Here is a 16,289-nt window from a genome sequence, read left to right as displayed (position 1 = left end):
GTCAGAACCCCCGGTCCCGGCGCTCGCTGCGCGCCTGCATCCAGATGAAGATCACGGCCACCACCACGATGATCAGCGTGAGCACTGTGGAGATCGCGGAGCCGTAGCCGACCTGGAGTTTCTTGAAGAACGTGTAGTACGCGAAGTACGACGGCACGTTCGTGGCGTTCTCCGGGCCGCCCCGGGTCAGCGCGAAGATCGGCCCGAACACCTTCAGCGCGGCGATGGTGCAGGTCAACGCGACCACGAAGGTCTCCGGCCGGATCTGCGGGAGCGTGATCGCCCGGAACCGGTGCAGCCAGTTCGCGCCGTCGACCTCGGCCGCCTCGTACAGCTCCGGGTCGACCCGCTGCAACGCCGCCATGAACACGACCACCGGGTAGCCGATCTGCACCCAGATCATCACCGCCATGACGGCCGGCAGGGCGGTGCCCGGGTCGCCGAGCCAGTCGTGGCGCAGCGCGCCGAGACCTACCGCGTCGAGCAGGCTGTTGAACGCGCCGTCGGGGCGCAGGATCCAACCCCAGACGATGCCGGCCACCACCACGGGCAGCACCTGCGGCAGGTAGAACGCGGCCCGCAGCGCGGCGGCGGTACGCGGCTTGAACCGGCGCCCGATGACGTCGAAGAGCACCGAGGCGAGCAGCAGCCCGAGCAGGGTGGGCACCACCACCATCGCGACGATCATCGCCACGGTGTTGCGGAACGACGCCCAGAACACCTCGTCGTGCAGCAGACGCTGGTAGTTGTCGAACCCCACGAAGGTGGGGTCGCCGATGCCGGACCACTTGGTCAGCGACAGGTAACCGGTGCCGACCAGGGGAGCGCCGATGACCAGGACGAACAGCACCGCTCCGGGGAGCAGGTAGAGCCAGTAGGCCGCGTTGCGGCCGCGCGGTCCGCGGCGGGGCTTGCGCGGGGTGGGGGTCGCCGTCGGGTGTGGGGCGGCGACGGTCTCGGAGACTGCCATGGAAGATCCTTCCCGGCGGGGCGGGCGGGCACGCCGGTCGTGCCGGTCGTGCCCGCCGCTCGCCGTGTCACTTGCCGGTGATCTCCTTGACGCCATCGGCGTACGGCTTGGCGATCGTGTCGAGCACCTGGTCGGGGGACTTCGACCCGTTGATCAGGCCCTGGAAGCCGCCGACCAGCACGTCGTAGTAGCCGGGCACCGGCCAGTCCGGGTAGAAGGCCAGGCCGTCGGACTTGCTGACCGTGTTGAAGTCCTCGATCAGCTTGCGGTCCTTCGGGTCGCTGATCTTCGACGCGTCGGCGGCGACCGGGACGCCACCGTTGTTGCCGATCAGGTCCTGGATCTCCGGACGCAGGGTGATGTCGATGAAGTCGTACGCCAGGCTCTTGGCCTTGCTGTTCGACGGAACCACCCAGATGTTGCCCGACGACCCGGCGTTGAGGGTGTTGCCGGGGAAGAGAAACGTGTCCCAGTTGGCCTTCATCTCGGTCTTGAACCGGCCGTACCACCAGCTGCCCGAGACGATCATCGGGGTCTTGCCGGCGATGAACGCGGTGCCCATGTCCTCGGCCTTGAGGCTCGCCGAGTTCTTGGCCACGTAACCCTTGCGCACCCACTCGGCGAACGTGTCCGCGCCGTACTTCAGCGGGTCGGCCTTGAAGTCGACAGGGTTCTTGTAGAGCTGGTAGTTGTCGACGAACTGCCGGTCGGCCTTGGACAGCGCCAACTGGTAGAAGAGCTGCCCGGCCGGGTACTCCGCGCCGGCCATGCCCAACGGGGTGATCTTCTTGCTGACGAAGGTGTCCATCGCGGCGGTCATCTCCGCCATGCTGGTCGGCACCTTGACGCCGTTGCGGTCGAACAGGTCCTTGTTGTAGTAGACCATGACGTACTCGCCGTAGTTCGGCACGCCGAACCAGTTGCCCGACCCCATCACGCCCTTGTCGCTGTACCGGGCGGTGGTCTGCAGGCTCGGGCTGAGCTTGCCGGCCCAGCCGCGCTTGTCGGCCTCGGCGCTCAGATCGGTGAGCAGACCCTGCGACGACAGCAGGCCGGCCGTCGCGTTGCCCTTGTTGTACTCCATGATGTCCGGGCCCTCGGACGAGTTGATGATCATGCCGGCGTTCTGCTGGATCTGCTCGAACGCCTTGCGCTCGAAGCGCACCTCGACGCCCGGGTGCTCGGCCTTGAAGATCTCGATCGCCTTGTTCCAGCCGACCCCCATCGCGCTGTTCTCGCTCTCGTAGTGCCAGAGCTTGAGGGTCTTGGCCCCGCTGTCGTCCTCGCTCTCGCCGCCGCCGCACGCGGCCACGGTGGTCGTCGCGGTCGCCGCCAGGGCGATCGCCGCGACGATCCGGCGGAATCGCTGCATTGCTATCCTCCTCGTTGAGTATCGAGCCCGGTATCTCACTGGGCCCGTCGTCGCGTTGCCGCGCGGCGGCGGGCCGTTCTGGCTGGTCAGCCCCCGCTCGTCGGAGACGGTTCGGTGCTGACCGGAGCCGGCCGTCGTGGCCCGGCGGTCGATCCCCGGATCTCCAGCGCGCACGGCAGCAGCTGCTGGTGGCGCTCGTGACCGGGCCCGTCCAGGTGGCGCACCAGCGCCTCGATCGCGATCCGGCCCAGGGCCGACCCGGGCGACGTCATCGCGGTCAGCGCCGGGGTGGCCAGCTCGGCGACCTGTGGCGAGGTGACCATCGAGACGACCGAGACGTCGTCGGGCACCGACAGCCCCCGTCCGGTCAGCTCGCCGAGGATGCCGAAGATCGCGGTCTCGTTCATCGCCAGCACGGCGGTCAGCTCCGGCGTCCGCGCGAAGGCGGCGGCCAGGGCGGCCCGCCCGCCCGCGGCGCTGTCCTCGGCCGGGATCATGACCGGCTCCAGACCGTGGCCGGTCATCGCCGCGACGAACGCGTCCCGGGTACGCAACGCGGGACCGTAGCCGCTGGCCAGCGTGGCGGCCGAGTGGTTGACGTAGACGATCCGACGGTGTCCCAGGCCGACCAGGTGCGCGACGGCCTCCCGCACGGTCTGCTCGAAGTCGATGTCGACGTAGGAGAGCCCGGTGGTGTCGCCGGTGCGCCCGATCAGCACCAGCGGCACGCCCGCCTCCTGGAGCACGGTGACCCGCTCGTCGGCGAGCTGCACCTCCATCAGCACGACGCCGTCGAGCATCCGCTGGCTGGCCAGCCGCCGCAGGTCGTCGAGGTTGCCCCCGCCGACCGGCGAAAGCACCAGGTGATAGCCGACCGCGCTGGCTGCGGCGGCGGCACCGGTGACGAACGCCGTCTCGGTAGCGCCCAGGCCGCGCTCGTCCATCGGCATCAGCAGGCCCAGGATGCGGCTGCGCCGGCTGGCCAGCCCGCGGGCCATGGCGTTGGGCTGGTAGTCGAGCTCGGCCATCGCGGCGAGCACCTTGTCCCGGGTGGCCTGGGAGATCGGCCGGGTGCCGGTGAGCACGTACGACACGGTGCTGACCGAGACCTGCGCAAGGCGGGCGACGTCGTGCATCGTGGCCACCGCGCACCTCCTCCGGCCCGGCGTGGGATCGCTCCCGAATGATCGTCGAAGCGTTTCGACGAAGCGGTTCGACAGACGCTAGGCCACCTGTTACGGCGACGTCAATAGCCGATGTCGAAAACAAGTCGGGGCCCGCCGACCCCGCCTCCTGAGCCGCCCCCGCCGTCCTGTCGCGCCGCCGCCGCCGTCCTGCCGTGCCGCCGCTGCGCGGCCGTCCTGCCGTGCCGCCGCGCCGCCGCTGCGCCGCCGCGCTGCCGCTGGGCGGTGCGCCGCTGGCCATGATCGCGCTCGATCCTGGAAATAGTCCCCTCGAATCGTGGGGAGGCCACTACATCAAGGATCGAGCACGATCTTGGGTGCGGGGTGCGGGGTGCGGGGTGCGGGGTGCGGGGTGCGGGGTGCGGGGTGCGGGGTGCGGGGTGCGGGGTGCGGGGTGCGGGGCGTGGCGGGCCCGGTTGTGGCGGCCTCGGCTGGGCGCTTCAGGTCAGGTCGAACAGGGTGGCCGCGTTTTTCCAGCAGACCGCGCGTAGCCAGTCGTCACCAAGGTCCAGCCGGGCCAGCCCGGTCAGCTGGTCGGCGTACGGGTAGGGGATGTTGGGGAAGTCGCTGCCGAGCAGCACCTTGCCGGCGAGGCCCAGGTCGCGCAGCCGGGGCAACTCGTCGGCGGGAAAGGGCACGAACCTGTCGAAGAACGGCGTGAACGCCATAGTGGTGTCCAGCCGGACCCGCTCGTACGCGTCGGCGAGGTCGAGGAAGGCCCGGTAGTCCGGCGCACCGAGGTGCGCCACCACGGCGGTCAGCCGGGGGTGCCGGGCGAGCAGGTCGGCGAACGGGGCAGGTCCGGTGTGTGTGGTTCCCACCGGGGCGTGCCCGGCGTGCACGACCACCGGCACCTCGGCGTCGGTGAGCGTCCCCCACACCTCGTCCAGCGCCGGGTCGGTGGGGGAGAAGCCGCCGACCTGCACGTGCACCTTGAACAGCCGGGCTCCGTCGGCCAGCGCGGCCTCAACGTACGCGGCGGCGCCGGGCTCGGGAAAGAAGGTCGCCGAGGGCAGGCAGCCCGGGGTGTCCCGGGCGAACTGCAACGTCCAGCGGTTGAGGTCCGCCGCCATGCCCGGCCGGTGGGGGTACGCCAGCGCGCTGAACGCGCGTACCCCGAGGCGGCGCAGGTGGGCGACGCGGTCCGCGTCGCTCCACCGGTAGCGGATCGGCCATTCGGTGCCGACCAGCGGGCCGGCGGCGTCGAAGTACTCCCACACGCGGCGCAGCAGCCTCGGCGGCAGGAAGTGCACGTGCACGTCCGCCAGTCCGGGCAGCCCCAGCGCGCGCCAGAACTCCGGCACCCGCGCGTCCTCGGCCGGCGGTGACGGCTGGCTCGACGCGGGGGCGGCCTCGGTCATACGTCGATGTTGAACCGTTGCAGCACCGATGGCGCGACCAGGCCGGCGGTGGCGAGCACCGAGACGACGGTCAGCACGGCGCGCAGCACGACCACCTCGGTCTTGCTGCCGGTGCGCAGGGCGATGCTGTTGGGCAGGCCGATCATCGTCCACATACGTCGGCGGATCGGGATCGGCCAGAGGATCGGCACCCCGGCTCTGGTGATCATGTCGCCGAGGATGTGCACGAGGCAGCCCACCCCGACGGCCGTGCCGATCAGGGGATAGCCCCGCCCGCCCGGCAGGTTGGCGAAGGTGAACCAGGCTGCGCCGGCCGACGCGAGGGTCACGATCACCCAGCCGGCCCGTTCGGCCCACTCGTCGAAGAGCCCGCGCAGGGCGAGACCGAACATGAAGAACAGGATCGTGATCACCGCCCACTTGCCGTACGCGGCGCAGAGGGCGGTGGTGCCCCAGCCGACCAGGGCCGTGAACGGAAGCGTGTGGGTGAGGGTGCGGTGCCCGTTGTTGCGACGCGGATCCTTGCTGAGCTTCGTCGCGTAGTAGACACCGAGCGAGATCTTCTCCATCACCTCGGCGACGAAGAGCGAGAAGACCCCGAACGTGCGGGCGACGGTGGCGCCACCCTGGTTGCGGGTCACCTTGCCGGACAGGTCGAGGTCGGGAAAGAGTGCCCCGCCCGCGCACACCGCCGTGCCGACCGCCAGCGCCAGCGGCGACTGGTGGTAGTCGGCGAACTGGTCCAGCGCCCAGGACCCGGCCAGCCATACCGCCGCGCCGGACAGCGCGTGCGACGGTCCCATCATCTCGGCTCACCCTCCCCAGGGATCTTGAGCGCCAAAACTACGCCACTGTAGCCAGCGCCGGTGTCGCAGGGGCGTCAGTCGGGCCGTCCACAACGGACAGTGTCAGAGGGTGGGCGTGAAGCTCTGCCGGATCATCACGAAGTATGCCGCGTTGACCTGCCAGTCGAACTCTTTTGTCAACCACGAGACGGTGTAGGCGCGTCCGGCCGAGGTGTTGGCGAGCAGCCGGATGCTGTGCACCCGCTCGCCGGCCGCGTTCTCCCAACTGCACTCCCAGAGGGCCCCGCCGTCGAAGACGTCGAGCGCCGAGATGTCCAGCTTGCGGTAGCCCGGCAGCGCGTCACCGCCGACGAGCCGCTTCTCCTCGGCCGTCCAGTGCGCCACCGGATCGACCTGCGGGAGGCCCGCCTCGACGCTGAGCACCCGGGCGCCGCTGGGCTCGCGGAAGCAGGTCACCGCCCCTTCGGTCCAGCGTGCCCAGGCCACCGGCGCCGCGATGCGGAAACCGGCCGGGTCGACGTGCCAGGTCCAACCGTCGCGCAGCCCGTACCGCGCGTCGCTGGGCGGCGACACCAACGGCACCGGGGTGGCGGCCGGCGGCGGAGGGGCCGCGCAGGCGAACGCGGCCGGTCGGGTGGCGCTCGCGCCACCTCCGACGCCGGACGGCGGCGTCCGCTCGTCCTGGCGGTGCAGCAGCGCCGCCGTGACACCCCCGGCGACGAGCAGGACGGCGGCGGTCGCCGCGCCGCTGAGCGCGATCAGCCGACCTCGTCGACCGTTCGGACGGGCCGCCGGCGGGCGGGTCGGCGGGCGGATCGGCGGGGCCGCGTCGTTCGACGGACCGGCCGGGCTGACCGGGGCGGACGCTGCGGACCGGCCCGCGCTGCGGACCGCCGCCACCGCCGAGGAGGGAGCCGGCCCGGCCGGCCGGTCGTGGTCGGCCGCCGCTGCGCGCAGCAGCTGTTCCGCCTCGATCGCGGTCAACCGCCGCCAGGGGTCGCGCTGCAGCAGGCCGGTGATCACCGGACGCAGCGGGCCGGCCCGGCGCATCGGATCCGGCGGTTCGGTGGCCAGCGCGCTCAGCGTCGCCATCGCGCTGGACCTGGCGTACGGGGACTGCCCCTCGACCGTGGCGTAGAGCGTCGCGCCCAACGACCACAGGTCGGTACGCGGATCCGACACGCCTTCGCGGGCCCGTTCCGGCGCGACGAACTGCGGCGAGCCGAGCACCAGGCCCGGGCCGGTCATCGCCCCGTCCCCGCCGTCGAACGTCGCCAGCCCGAAGTCGGTGAGCACCACCCGCCCGTCGTCGGCGACCAGCACATTGTGCGGCTTCACGTCGCGGTGCAGCACGCCGGCGCTGTGCGCAGCCCGCAACGCCGCGAGCACCGCCAGCCCGATCCGGGCGGTACGTTGTGGACTCAGCGGGCCCTCGGTGTTGATGATCTGCTGCACCGACCGGGACGCCACGTACTCCATCACGATCCACGGGTTCTCGCCGTGGTGCACCACGTCGTACAGACGAACGACGTTGGGGTGGTTGAGCCGGGCGGCCGTGCGGGCCTCGCGCAGCGTCCGCAGTCGTAGTTCGGCGCGGTCGGCCTCGGCCAGCCAGGCTGGCGGCACGACCTCCTTCACCGCCACGTCCCGGTGCAGCATCTCGTCGCGGGCCAGCCACACCCGGCCCATCCCGCCGGTGCCGACCAGGTCGAGCAGCCGGTACCGACCCGCGATCAGCAACTGCTGCACGGTCGCTCCCCCTCGGTCACCCCGAGTTACACGATAGCCACCAAGACGACTTTTCTCATCCGCTGAGCGGCCTCGATCCACGCCGGACGGAGGGCCCGGCAGGGCCATACGGCGCAGGTCAGCGGGGTGGTCGGAAACTCTTTCGCACTGTCCTCCAGTCCGCGTCCGCAGCCGTCCAGTCCCGATCGTCGGTGATCCAACCCAAGGTCCAGCTCTCGGGTGCGAGGACCTCCTGCCGGGCGTGCAGCACGACGCCGTACGGGGCCGCCCACCGGCACTCCCACTCGGCGCCGCCACCGCCCGCGGTGAGCCGGATCTCGTCGTAGTTCGGCAGCGCCCCGATCCGGGCCGCGTCGTCGCGGGCCGAGCGCAGTCGGGTCAGCGGGTCGGCAGCCGTGCCCGGCGCGACGCTCAACGCCCGACCGGTGGCCGGGTCCTGGAAGCAGGCCACCGCGCCTTCGCGGGAGTAGTGCCAGCTCGCCGGCACGGAGACGCGGAAGCCGGTGCTGTCGGCGTGCCAGACCCAGCCCGTGGGTGGCCGGAACGGCTCGCGCGGCGCGGGTGACCCCACCGACACCGGCGGCCCCGCGACGTCCGGATGGACGCAGGGGAACGGCGGCGGGGGCACGTCGCGGCCATTCGGCGGCGGGCCGGGCCGGCCGGGGCCACCACCGCCGTACGGGCCGCCCCGGCCGTCGCCGGAGCCCTCGTTCGTGCCGCTGCCGTCGTTCGGACGGTCCGCCGTCGGGGCGGTGGACCGTCCGGCGGTGTCGGTCGGGGCGTCACCGGCGACGGCCAGAGCGGTGCCCACGCCGGCCGCGGCGGCCACGAGCAGCGCGGTGACGACCAGCGCGGCCCGCCGTGCCCTGGGCCGCCCGGCCAGTAGTCCGGCCGGGTTTCCGCCCGATCGCTCGGGCGTCGCAGGGTCGGGGGCTGTCTCCTCCGCCGCGGCCCGGACTCCCGGTTCGCCGCTGCTGGTGGCTGCCGGGTCGGGCTCGGGCAGCGGGATGGTGACGTCCTGGTCGGCCGGTTCCCCCGCAGCGGACGCCGCCGAGGCCGAGGAACCGTTCGAGGTCGGGGAACTGGTCGCCGGCGGGGAGTGGGTCGCGGCGTCGACTGCGGCTTCCCGCGTGCGCGCCGGCGGGCCGGGGTGGCCGGTCGCGGCGGCGGTGAGCAGCCGGCGGGCCGCGTCGTGGTCGAGGCGGTCGCGCGGGTCGCGGCGCAGCAGCCCGGCGAGCACCGGCGCGAGCGGTCCGGCGTGTGGGGCCGGGTCGGGTGGACCGGCGGCCAGCGCGCTGAGGGTGGCCATGGCGTTGCTGCGGGCGTACGGGGAGCGGCCCTCCACGGCGGCGTGCAGGGTGGCGCCGAGCGACCACAGGTCGGCCGCCACCGTGGACACGCCCTCGGCGGCCCGTTCCGGAGCGACGTACTGCGGGGAGCCGAGCACCATCCCTGGGCGGGTCATCGCGCCGTCCCCGCCGTCGAAGGTGGCCAGCCCGAAGTCGGCGAGCATCACCCGACCGTCGTGGGCGACGAGCACGTTCTGCGGTTTGACGTCGCGGTGCAGCACGCCGGCCGTGTGCGCGGCCTCCAGCGCACCGAGCAGGGCCAGGCCGATCTGGGCGGCGCGAGCCGGCTCCAGCGGCCCCTCGGCGTCGATGACGTCCTGCAGGGTGCGCGACGGGACGTACTCCATCACGATCCACGGGCTGCCCTCGACCGGGACGACGTCGTAGAGCCGGACCACGGCGGGGTGGTTGAGCCGGGCCGCGGCGCGCGCCTCCCGCAGCGTGCGCGAGCGCAGCTCGGCCCGCTCGTGGTCGGCCAGCCAACTCGGCGGTACGACCTCCTTGACCGCGACCTCGCGGTGCAGCATCTCGTCGCGGGCTCGCCACACCCGACCCATGCCCCCACGACCCACCAGGTCGAGCAGCCGGTACCGACCCGCGATCAGCACCTGCGCACGCTCCTCCTCAGCCGCTGTCCGGGGTACACCCTAACCAGCGGATCGGAAGTCACCTATCGGTCGTCCGACCCGCCTTCAGCAGGCGGCGTGGTCGGTGGCGGCGAGCAGATTGCCCTCCGGGATGGCGATCCGGGCGCGTCCACCGGCCAGTCGGGCGGCGGCCCGCCGAGCCTGGAGCGGGCCGTGCTCGCGACGGGCGGTGGCGTAGGTGGCGGCGGTGCGGGCGGCGATGCTGGCCCAGCCGTACCGCTCGCCGACCATGCTGCGGGCCCGTCGGGCCACCCTTCGCGCGAAGACCTCGTCGCCGAGCAGTTGGTCGACCGCGCCCGCGAGCGCCGCCGGGTCGCTGTGCGGGAACGTCACGCCGGTCACGCCGGACTCGACGATCTCGGCGAGGCCGCCGGTGCGGGCCACCGCCAGCGGCGCTCCGGCCGCGGCCGCTTCGAGGGCCACCATGCCGAACGGCTCGTAGAGGCTGGGGACCACTGTCGCGTCGGTCGCGCCGAGCACCGCCGGCAGTTGGGTGGCGTCGAGGAAGCCCGTGAAGCGGACTGTCGAGCCGAGCGCCAGGCGGCGGGCCTCGGCCTCCAACTCGGGGCGGTACGGGCCGTCGCCGGCGATCACCACGCGCAGGCCGGGGTGCCGCTCGCGCAGCCGGGGCACCGCGTGCACGAGGTGCTGCACGCCCTTCTCGTAGACCAGGCGTCCGGCGTACCCGACCAGGGGGCCGTCGGCGGCGAACCGGGCACGGGCCGTGGCGACCGCGCGCGGGCGGGCCCGCCAGGCCCGGTCGTCGACTCCGTTGGGCACCACGTCGACCAACCCGGTCGGTACGTCGAAGAGCGCGCTCACCTGGTCGCGCATGTAACCCGAACAGGCGATCACCCGGGTGGAGGACCCGCTGAGCCAGTGCTCGACGCCGTGGATGGTGCGGTTCATCTCCTCGGGCAGCCAGCCCTGGTGCCGGCCCGCCTCGGTGGCGTGGATGGTGGTGACCAGCGGCAGGTCGAGGTGTTCGGCGAGGGTGGTCGCGGTGTGGGCGACGAGCCAGTCGTGGGCGTGGATGACGTCGTAGCTGCCGGCCTGGGTGGCGCGTAGGGCGGTGCGGGTGAGGGTGTGGTTGAAGGCCATGGTCCAGGCCAGGAGGCTGCTGGTGGCGAGGGGGAAGGTGACGGGGTCTTCGGGGGCGCGCAGGATGCGTACGCCGTCGGCGTATTCCTCCAGGGGTGCGCCGTCGGCGTGGCGGGTGACGACTGTGACGTCGTGGCCGGCGGCGGCGAGGGCGACGGAGAGGGCGTGGACGTGGCGGCCGAGGCCACCGACGAGCACCGGCGGGTACTCCCAGGAGAGCATCAGCACCCGCAGCTGACGGGCGGGGTGGATGTCGATCACGTGGGCGTCGGGTGACATGCGGCCCCCTTTGAGTTGTCCCCGGGCGCGCGCCGACCGACACCGGAGTCGGTGTCGCCGTCGCGTCTGGATCGGGGCCAATCCTGCCGGGGCCGAGATAACCAGCGGAGACACCGCCGTTGCGGTCGTGTAAAGCGCTACTGGCCCTTTCGGCGCACCCGCAGCAGCTCGGCCACCGACCACGCCTGGAACGGGCAGCCGGTCGCGGAGTGCGGCGCGACGCCGTCGGCCGTCTCGCTTACCGAGCCTAGCCCATATTCGGTCAGATGGGACTCAATACCAATCAATACGTCATCGACTGACATCTTGCCCCGGCGGCAGGCGTCCACGTACGGCCCGATCAGCCACGGCCACACCGTGCCCTGGTGGTAGCCGCCGTCCCGCTCGGCCGGGCCGCCCCGGTGTCGACCCACGAACTCGGCCGAGTCCGGGGCGAGGCTGCGTGGCCCGAGCGGGGTGAGCAGCCCCGTCGCGATCCGGCGCAGCGTCGGCTCGTCCGGCTCCAGCGGCGCGAACGGCAACGACCAGGCCAGCAACTGGTTGGGGCGCAGGGCGTCGTCGTCGTGCAGGGCCGCCCCACCCAGCGGGTACGCCGGCGCGGGCGCGTCCAGCACGTCGTGCAGCCAGCCGGTCGGGGCCGGGTAGCGGTCCCGGAACGACGCGGTCGCCTGTGCGTGCCGCCGCCACAGCTCGCCCGCGTCCTGCCCGGCCAGCTCGGTCAGCTCGGCGAGGCCGGCCAGCCCATTGATCCACAGCGCGTTGACCTCGACCGGCTTGCCCGTACGCGGGGTGACCGGCACCCCGTACACGCGGGCGTCCATCCAGGTCAGGGCGGTGCCCGGGGCGCCCTGGGCGAGCAGCCCGTCGGCCGGGTCGACGGCGATCCCGTAGCGGGTGCCGGCCACGTGCGCGTCGATCACGGCACGCAGCGCCGGCAGCAGCTCGTCGCCGAGATCGGTGTCGCCGGTGACCGTCACGTGCCGGCTCACCGCGTGCAGGAACCACAGCGTGCCGTCGACGGTGTTGTACTCCACCCGACCGGTGTCGGCAGTGTTGGCGAGCATCCCATCGGACAGCGTCGCCGCGTACGCCCGCAGCAGCTCGCGCCCCTCGGCGGCCCGGCCCGTGCCGAGGAACAACCCCTCGTACGAGATCATCGTGTCCCGCGACCAGGCGCCGAACCACGGGTATCCGGCCACCACGTCGACAGCCGTGCCGCCGGGACGGATCACGAACGCGTCGGCGGCCAGCGCGAGCGTCGCGTCCACCTCGTCGGCCGGCCGCGCCGCGGCCACCACCTGCCGGTTGCGTCGCCGGGCGGTCGCCACGATCTCGGCGGCCGGCGGCGGCTCCTCGTCGAGTCGACCGGCCCAGGCCCGCACCGACACCGTGTCGCCCGGGCGTTCCAGCTCGCCGACGAAGCGTCCCGCGTACCAGAGGTCCTCGTCCGCGTTCAGTCCGCGGTTGGCCTCCTCGCGGTGGTGCACGCCCAGCCACCACTGCCCCTCCGGCGCCCAGCCGGGCCCGGCGAGCCGGTACGCGCCCTCGACCACCGCGCCGTCGGCGACCGCCTCGACCTGCGGGGTCGGGCCGTCGGCCCGCCGCTCGCCGTGCGCGTCCCGCCAGGTGCACGCGGCCGACAGCTCCAGCCGGACCGGCCCGCCGGCGACCAGCCGGTGGACGACCGCCACGCAGGAACGGCCGGGCAGCATTGCCAGCTCCCGCTCGATCACCACCCCACCGATCCGCCACCGCCACCGGGGCAGCCCGTCGACCAGCTCGAAGCGCTCCAGCAGCTCGAAGCCGCGCGGGTCGACGACGCCGGAGGACCACTCGTGGGCGCCGAGCCGGACGCGGGCGCCGGACGGCAGGGTGACCGCCGGGTCGAGACTGACCAGTCCCACCTGACGGGACGCGGGAGTTTCGCCCGGCACCACCAGCAGACCGTGGTAGCGGCGGGTCCGCAGCCCACCGACGGTGCCCATCGCGTACCCGCCGAGGCCGTCGGGCACCAGCCACTCCCGGCTGGACGCGCTGGTCAGCTCGCCGCAGACCTGCGGACCGAAGTGAATGTCGATCAACTTTCCTCCACCGCCGCCGAGGTGTAACACGCCACGACGAGAATGGCCGCTGTGGTGAAGTACCGCGGCGGCGTCAAAGATGTGCACGTGATCACTGACCGATCGTCCTCCGACGCCTCGCCACCCGACGCTGAGCGGCTCCGGCTCGCCCAGGCCGACTCGGGGGAGCAGGACTGGCGTGCATGGGGTCCCTATCTGTCCGAACGGGCGTGGGGGACGGTACGGGAGGACTACAGCGAGCACGGTACGGCGTGGGACTACTTCCCACACGACCATGCGCGGTCCAGAGCCTACCGCTGGAACGAAGACGGGATGGCAGGCGTCTGCGACGACCGACAGACCTTCGCCTTCGCCCTGGCGCTGTGGAACGGCAAGGACCCGATCCTCAAGGAGCGGATGTTCGGCCTCGGCGGCGACGGCGGCAACCACGGCGAGGACGCCAAGGAGTACTGGTGGTACGAGGACTCCACGCCCACCCACTCCTGGATGCGCTGGCGCTACCACTACCCGCAGGCCGCCTTCCCGTACGACGAACTCGTCGCGGTGAACGCGCTGCGCGGCCGGGACGACACCGAGTACGAGCTGGTGGACACCGGGATCTTCGACGACGACAGGTACTGGGCGGTGACCGTCGACTACGCCAAGGCGTCCCCGACCGACCTGTGCATCGTGGTGACCGTGGCCAACCGGGGCGACAAGGCGGCGACCCTGCACGTGCTGCCCACCCTGTGGTTCCGCAACACCTGGGCGTGGGGGCTGCCCGGCGGCGACCGGATCCCGCGCCTCACCGGCGAGGGCACCCGGCTGGTCGGTGAGCACCGGGTGCTCGGCCAACTGCTGCTGGAGGGCGACGGCGGCCCGGTGCCGCTGCTCTGCGACAACGACACCAACGCCGAGCGGCTGTGGGGGCTGCCCGGCCGCTCGCCGTACCCGAAGGACGGCATCAACGACCACGTGGTCAACGGCGCCCCCACCGTCAACCCGGCCCGCGAGGGCACCAAGGGCGCGTTGCACTACGTGCTCGACGTGCCGGCCGGCGGCCAGCGGCAGATCCGGCTGCGGCTGACCCGTACCGCGTCGCCACCGGCCGCCGCCCCGCCGCCCCCGGCCGACCTCCGTGACGGATTCGAGGCAGTGGTGTGGGCACGGCGGGCCGAGGCGAACCGCTTCTTCGCCGGTGTGATCCCGGAGGCCGCGACCCCGGACGAGGCGCTGGTGGCGCGGCAGGCCATCGCCGGGCTGATGTGGGGCAAGCAGTTCTACCACTTCGACGTCAAGCGCTGGCTGGACGGCGACCCGGGCTCGTCGCCCCCGCCGGCCGGGCGCCGGCACGGTCGCAACAGCGCCTGGTGGCACATGACCAGCTTCGACGTCATCTCCATGCCCGACCCCTGGGAATACCCGTGGTACGCGGCGTGGGACCTGGCCTTTCACTGCGTGAGCATCGCCCGGGTCGATCCGGGCTTCGCCAAGGAGCAGATCCTGCTGCTGCTGCGCGAGTGGTACCTGCACCCCAACGGGCAGATCCCGGCGTACGAGTGGGCGTTCGGCGACGTGAACCCGCCGGTGCACGCGTGGGCGGCGCTCAAGGTGTTCGAGATCGACGGCGGCCGGGACTTCGAGTTCCTGGGCCGGGTCATGCACAAGCTGCTGCTCAACTTCACCTGGTGGGTCAACCGCAAGGACACCGGCGGCAACAACGTCTTCGAGGGCGGCTTCCTCGGGCTGGACAACGTCGGGCCGTTCGACCGCTCGGCGGCGCTGCCGGTGGCCGGCGTGCTGGAACAGTCCGACGGCACCGGCTGGATGGCCATGTACGCCCTCAACCTGCTCGACATGGCCATCGTGCTGGCCGAGCACGACCGCACGTGGGTGGACACCGCCACGAAGTTCTTCGAACACTTCCTCTACATCGCCGCCGCCGCGTACGAGCAGGGGCTGTGGGACGACGAGGACGCCTTCTTCTACGACGTGCTGCGCCTCGCCGACGGCACGAAGGTGCCGTTGAAGGTCCGTTCGGTGGTCGGGTTGCTGCCGCTGGCCGCCACCACCCGCCTCACCGCCAGGACCCTGCACCGCCTGCCGGAGCTGGGCGCCCGGCTGCGCTGGTTCCTCACCAACCGCCCGGAGTACGCCCAGGTGATCGGCACCCGGCGGCTCGGCCCGGACGGCCGCCAGCAGCGGCTGCTGTCCATGGTCGGCCAGGAGCAGGTGGTCCGACTGCTCGCCCGGATGCTCGACCCCGACGAGTTCCTCTCCGACTTCGGCCTGCGGACGCTGTCCCGCGCGCACCTGGACAAGCCGTTCTCCGTCACCCTCGGCGGGCAGGAGTTCTCCGTCGGCTACGAACCGGCCGAATCGACCAGCGGCCTGTTCGGCGGCAACTCGAACTGGCGCGGGCCGATCTGGATGCCGACGAACTTCCTGCTGATCAGCGCGCTGCGCGACTACGCGGCGTTCTTCGGCGACGACCTGCAGGTGGAGTATCCGACCCGCTCGGGGGTGAAACGCTCGCTGGACGAGATCGCCGACGACCTGTCCGCCCGGCTGATCTCGCTCTTCACCCAGGACGACTGGGGTCGACGGCCGATCTACGGCGCCGCCCAGATGTTCCAGACCCACCCGGACTGGCGGGACCTGATCGCCTTCCCCGAGTACTTCCACGGCGACAACGGCGCCGGCCTGGGCGCCTGGCACCAGACCGGCTGGACGGCCCTGATCGCCGACCTGATCCTCACCCTGCGCCGCTGACCGACCCTTGGATGCCTCCCCGCCTCGCGCCTCCCCGCCTCGCGCCTCCCCGCCTCGCGCCTCGCGCCTCGCGCCTCGCGCCTCGCGCCTCGCGCCTCGCGCCCACAAGATCCGCGCAACTTCAGTGATGCTGCTGCATCACGACGGCCGGAGGCAGCAACATCACCGAAAGTGTGCGGATCTTGCGGGCCGGCTCCGTCATGATCGCGCTCGATCCTTGTTGTAGTGGTGTCCTCGGCGCGGGAGGCCACTACATCCTGGATCGAGCACGATCATGCCGGGCGGCGGCTGCCGGGCGGCCGGGCGACGGCCGGGCGGCGGCGGGTGCGTCGGAGCGCGGGACGGGCGCTGGGTGCGGGTGGTCAGGGCGTGACGAGGCCGTGCTTGATCAGGTTGTCGGCGGTGTCGGTGATCGTCGTCTCCACCGGGCGGGGCTGCCATCCGAGGACCCGACGTGCCTTGTCGTTGCTGATCATCGGGATCTGTCCGCGTAGGGCGGCGTCGCGCAGGGCCGGCTCGGTCTTCGCGGCCTCCCGGACCTCCTCGTCGCTCAGTTCCCGGGCCGGCACCCGGTCGGCCAGGCTGGGCAGGTGCCGCGCGAGCATCGCCGCCATGTCGAAGAAGCTGATCTCCGGGCCA

General features: G+C 72.4%; 11 protein-coding genes. 1 reads left to right on the top strand and 10 read right to left on the bottom strand.

The annotated features are described in order from the left end of the window. Position 1: 1 nt before the first annotated feature. From AB0B97_RS12945 to AB0B97_RS12905, 9 genes are all read right to left on the bottom strand, one after another. Positions 2-970: a sugar ABC transporter permease gene (locus tag AB0B97_RS12945; protein ID WP_357493273.1), complete on the bottom strand. Its 969-nt coding sequence runs from the start codon at positions 968-970 to the stop codon at positions 2-4. A gap of 67 nt (positions 971-1,037) precedes the next feature. Continuing rightward, positions 1,038-2,342 (bottom strand): extracellular solute-binding protein, encoded by a 1,305-nt coding sequence (locus AB0B97_RS12940; RefSeq protein WP_357493272.1) that lies wholly within the window; start codon positions 2,340-2,342, stop codon positions 1,038-1,040. An 86-nt stretch (positions 2,343-2,428) separates the two neighbouring features. After that, complete coding sequence (locus tag AB0B97_RS12935) at positions 2,429-3,478, bottom strand: LacI family DNA-binding transcriptional regulator (protein WP_357493447.1); 1,050 nt, start codon at positions 3,476-3,478, stop codon at positions 2,429-2,431. Between the two features lie 488 nt (positions 3,479-3,966). After that, entirely contained in the window at positions 3,967-4,887 is a 921-nt protein-coding gene (locus AB0B97_RS12930; RefSeq protein WP_357493271.1) for an amidohydrolase family protein, read from the bottom strand. After that, positions 4,884-5,693: a metal-dependent hydrolase gene (locus AB0B97_RS12925; protein WP_234591164.1), complete on the bottom strand. Its 810-nt coding sequence runs from the start codon at positions 5,691-5,693 to the stop codon at positions 4,884-4,886. The genes AB0B97_RS12930 and AB0B97_RS12925 overlap by 4 nt, the downstream gene beginning before the upstream one ends. A 102-nt stretch (positions 5,694-5,795) precedes the next feature. Beyond that, positions 5,796-7,442 (bottom strand): serine/threonine-protein kinase, encoded by a 1,647-nt coding sequence (locus tag AB0B97_RS12920; RefSeq protein WP_357493270.1) that lies wholly within the window; start codon positions 7,440-7,442, stop codon positions 5,796-5,798. Between the two features lie 118 nt (positions 7,443-7,560). Further along, positions 7,561-9,399 carry a serine/threonine-protein kinase gene (locus AB0B97_RS12915; protein ID WP_357493269.1) on the bottom strand — a complete coding sequence of 613 codons (1,839 nt, stop codon included), beginning with the start codon at positions 9,397-9,399 and terminating at the stop codon, positions 7,561-7,563. An 84-nt stretch (positions 9,400-9,483) separates the two neighbouring features. After that, entirely contained in the window at positions 9,484-10,818 is a 1,335-nt protein-coding gene (locus AB0B97_RS12910; RefSeq protein WP_234591471.1) for a glycosyltransferase family 4 protein, read from the bottom strand. A gap of 137 nt (positions 10,819-10,955) precedes the next feature. Further along, entirely contained in the window at positions 10,956-12,899 is a 1,944-nt protein-coding gene (locus tag AB0B97_RS12905) for an amylo-alpha-1,6-glucosidase (RefSeq protein WP_357493266.1), read from the bottom strand. A gap of 42 nt (positions 12,900-12,941) precedes the next feature. On the opposite strand from AB0B97_RS12905, the gene AB0B97_RS12900 reads away from it, so the two are divergent. Then, positions 12,942-15,650, top strand: a complete 2,709-nt coding sequence (locus AB0B97_RS12900; RefSeq protein WP_357493264.1) for a glucosidase — start codon at positions 12,942-12,944, stop codon at positions 15,648-15,650. 362 nt (positions 15,651-16,012) lie between these two features. Here AB0B97_RS12900 and AB0B97_RS12895 read toward each other — a convergent pair whose 3' ends face one another. After that, on the bottom strand, positions 16,013-16,264 hold the full coding sequence (locus AB0B97_RS12895) for a hypothetical protein (RefSeq protein WP_357493261.1): 252 nt from the start codon (positions 16,262-16,264) through the stop codon (positions 16,013-16,015). Positions 16,265-16,289: the final 25 nt, after the last annotated feature.

Origin of the sequence: Micromonospora sp. NPDC049004 (genome assembly GCF_040649315.1) — a bacterium.
Taxonomy (GTDB): Bacteria; Actinomycetota; Actinomycetes; order Mycobacteriales; family Micromonosporaceae; genus Micromonospora.
This window is presented reverse-complemented; position numbering and strand designations above follow the sequence as displayed.

Coding starts and splice junctions, on each gene's coding strand:
- AB0B97_RS12945 (WP_357493273.1), bottom strand. CDS start 970: ATGGCAGTCTCCGAGACCGTCGCCGCCCCACACCCGACGGCGACCCCC.
- AB0B97_RS12940 (WP_357493272.1), bottom strand. CDS start 2,342: ATGCAGCGATTCCGCCGGATCGTCGCGGCGATCGCCCTGGCGGCGACC.
- AB0B97_RS12935 (WP_357493447.1), bottom strand. CDS start 3,478: ATGCACGACGTCGCCCGCCTTGCGCAGGTCTCGGTCAGCACCGTGTCG.
- AB0B97_RS12930 (WP_357493271.1), bottom strand. CDS start 4,887: ATGACCGAGGCCGCCCCCGCGTCGAGCCAGCCGTCACCGCCGGCCGAG.
- AB0B97_RS12925 (WP_234591164.1), bottom strand. CDS start 5,693: ATGATGGGACCGTCGCACGCGCTGTCCGGCGCGGCGGTATGGCTGGCC.
- AB0B97_RS12910 (WP_234591471.1), bottom strand. CDS start 10,818: ATGTCACCCGACGCCCACGTGATCGACATCCACCCCGCCCGTCAGCTG.
- AB0B97_RS12900 (WP_357493264.1), top strand. CDS start 12,942: ATGGCCGCTGTGGTGAAGTACCGCGGCGGCGTCAAAGATGTGCACGTG.
- AB0B97_RS12895 (WP_357493261.1), bottom strand. CDS start 16,264: ATGGCGGCGATGCTCGCGCGGCACCTGCCCAGCCTGGCCGACCGGGTG.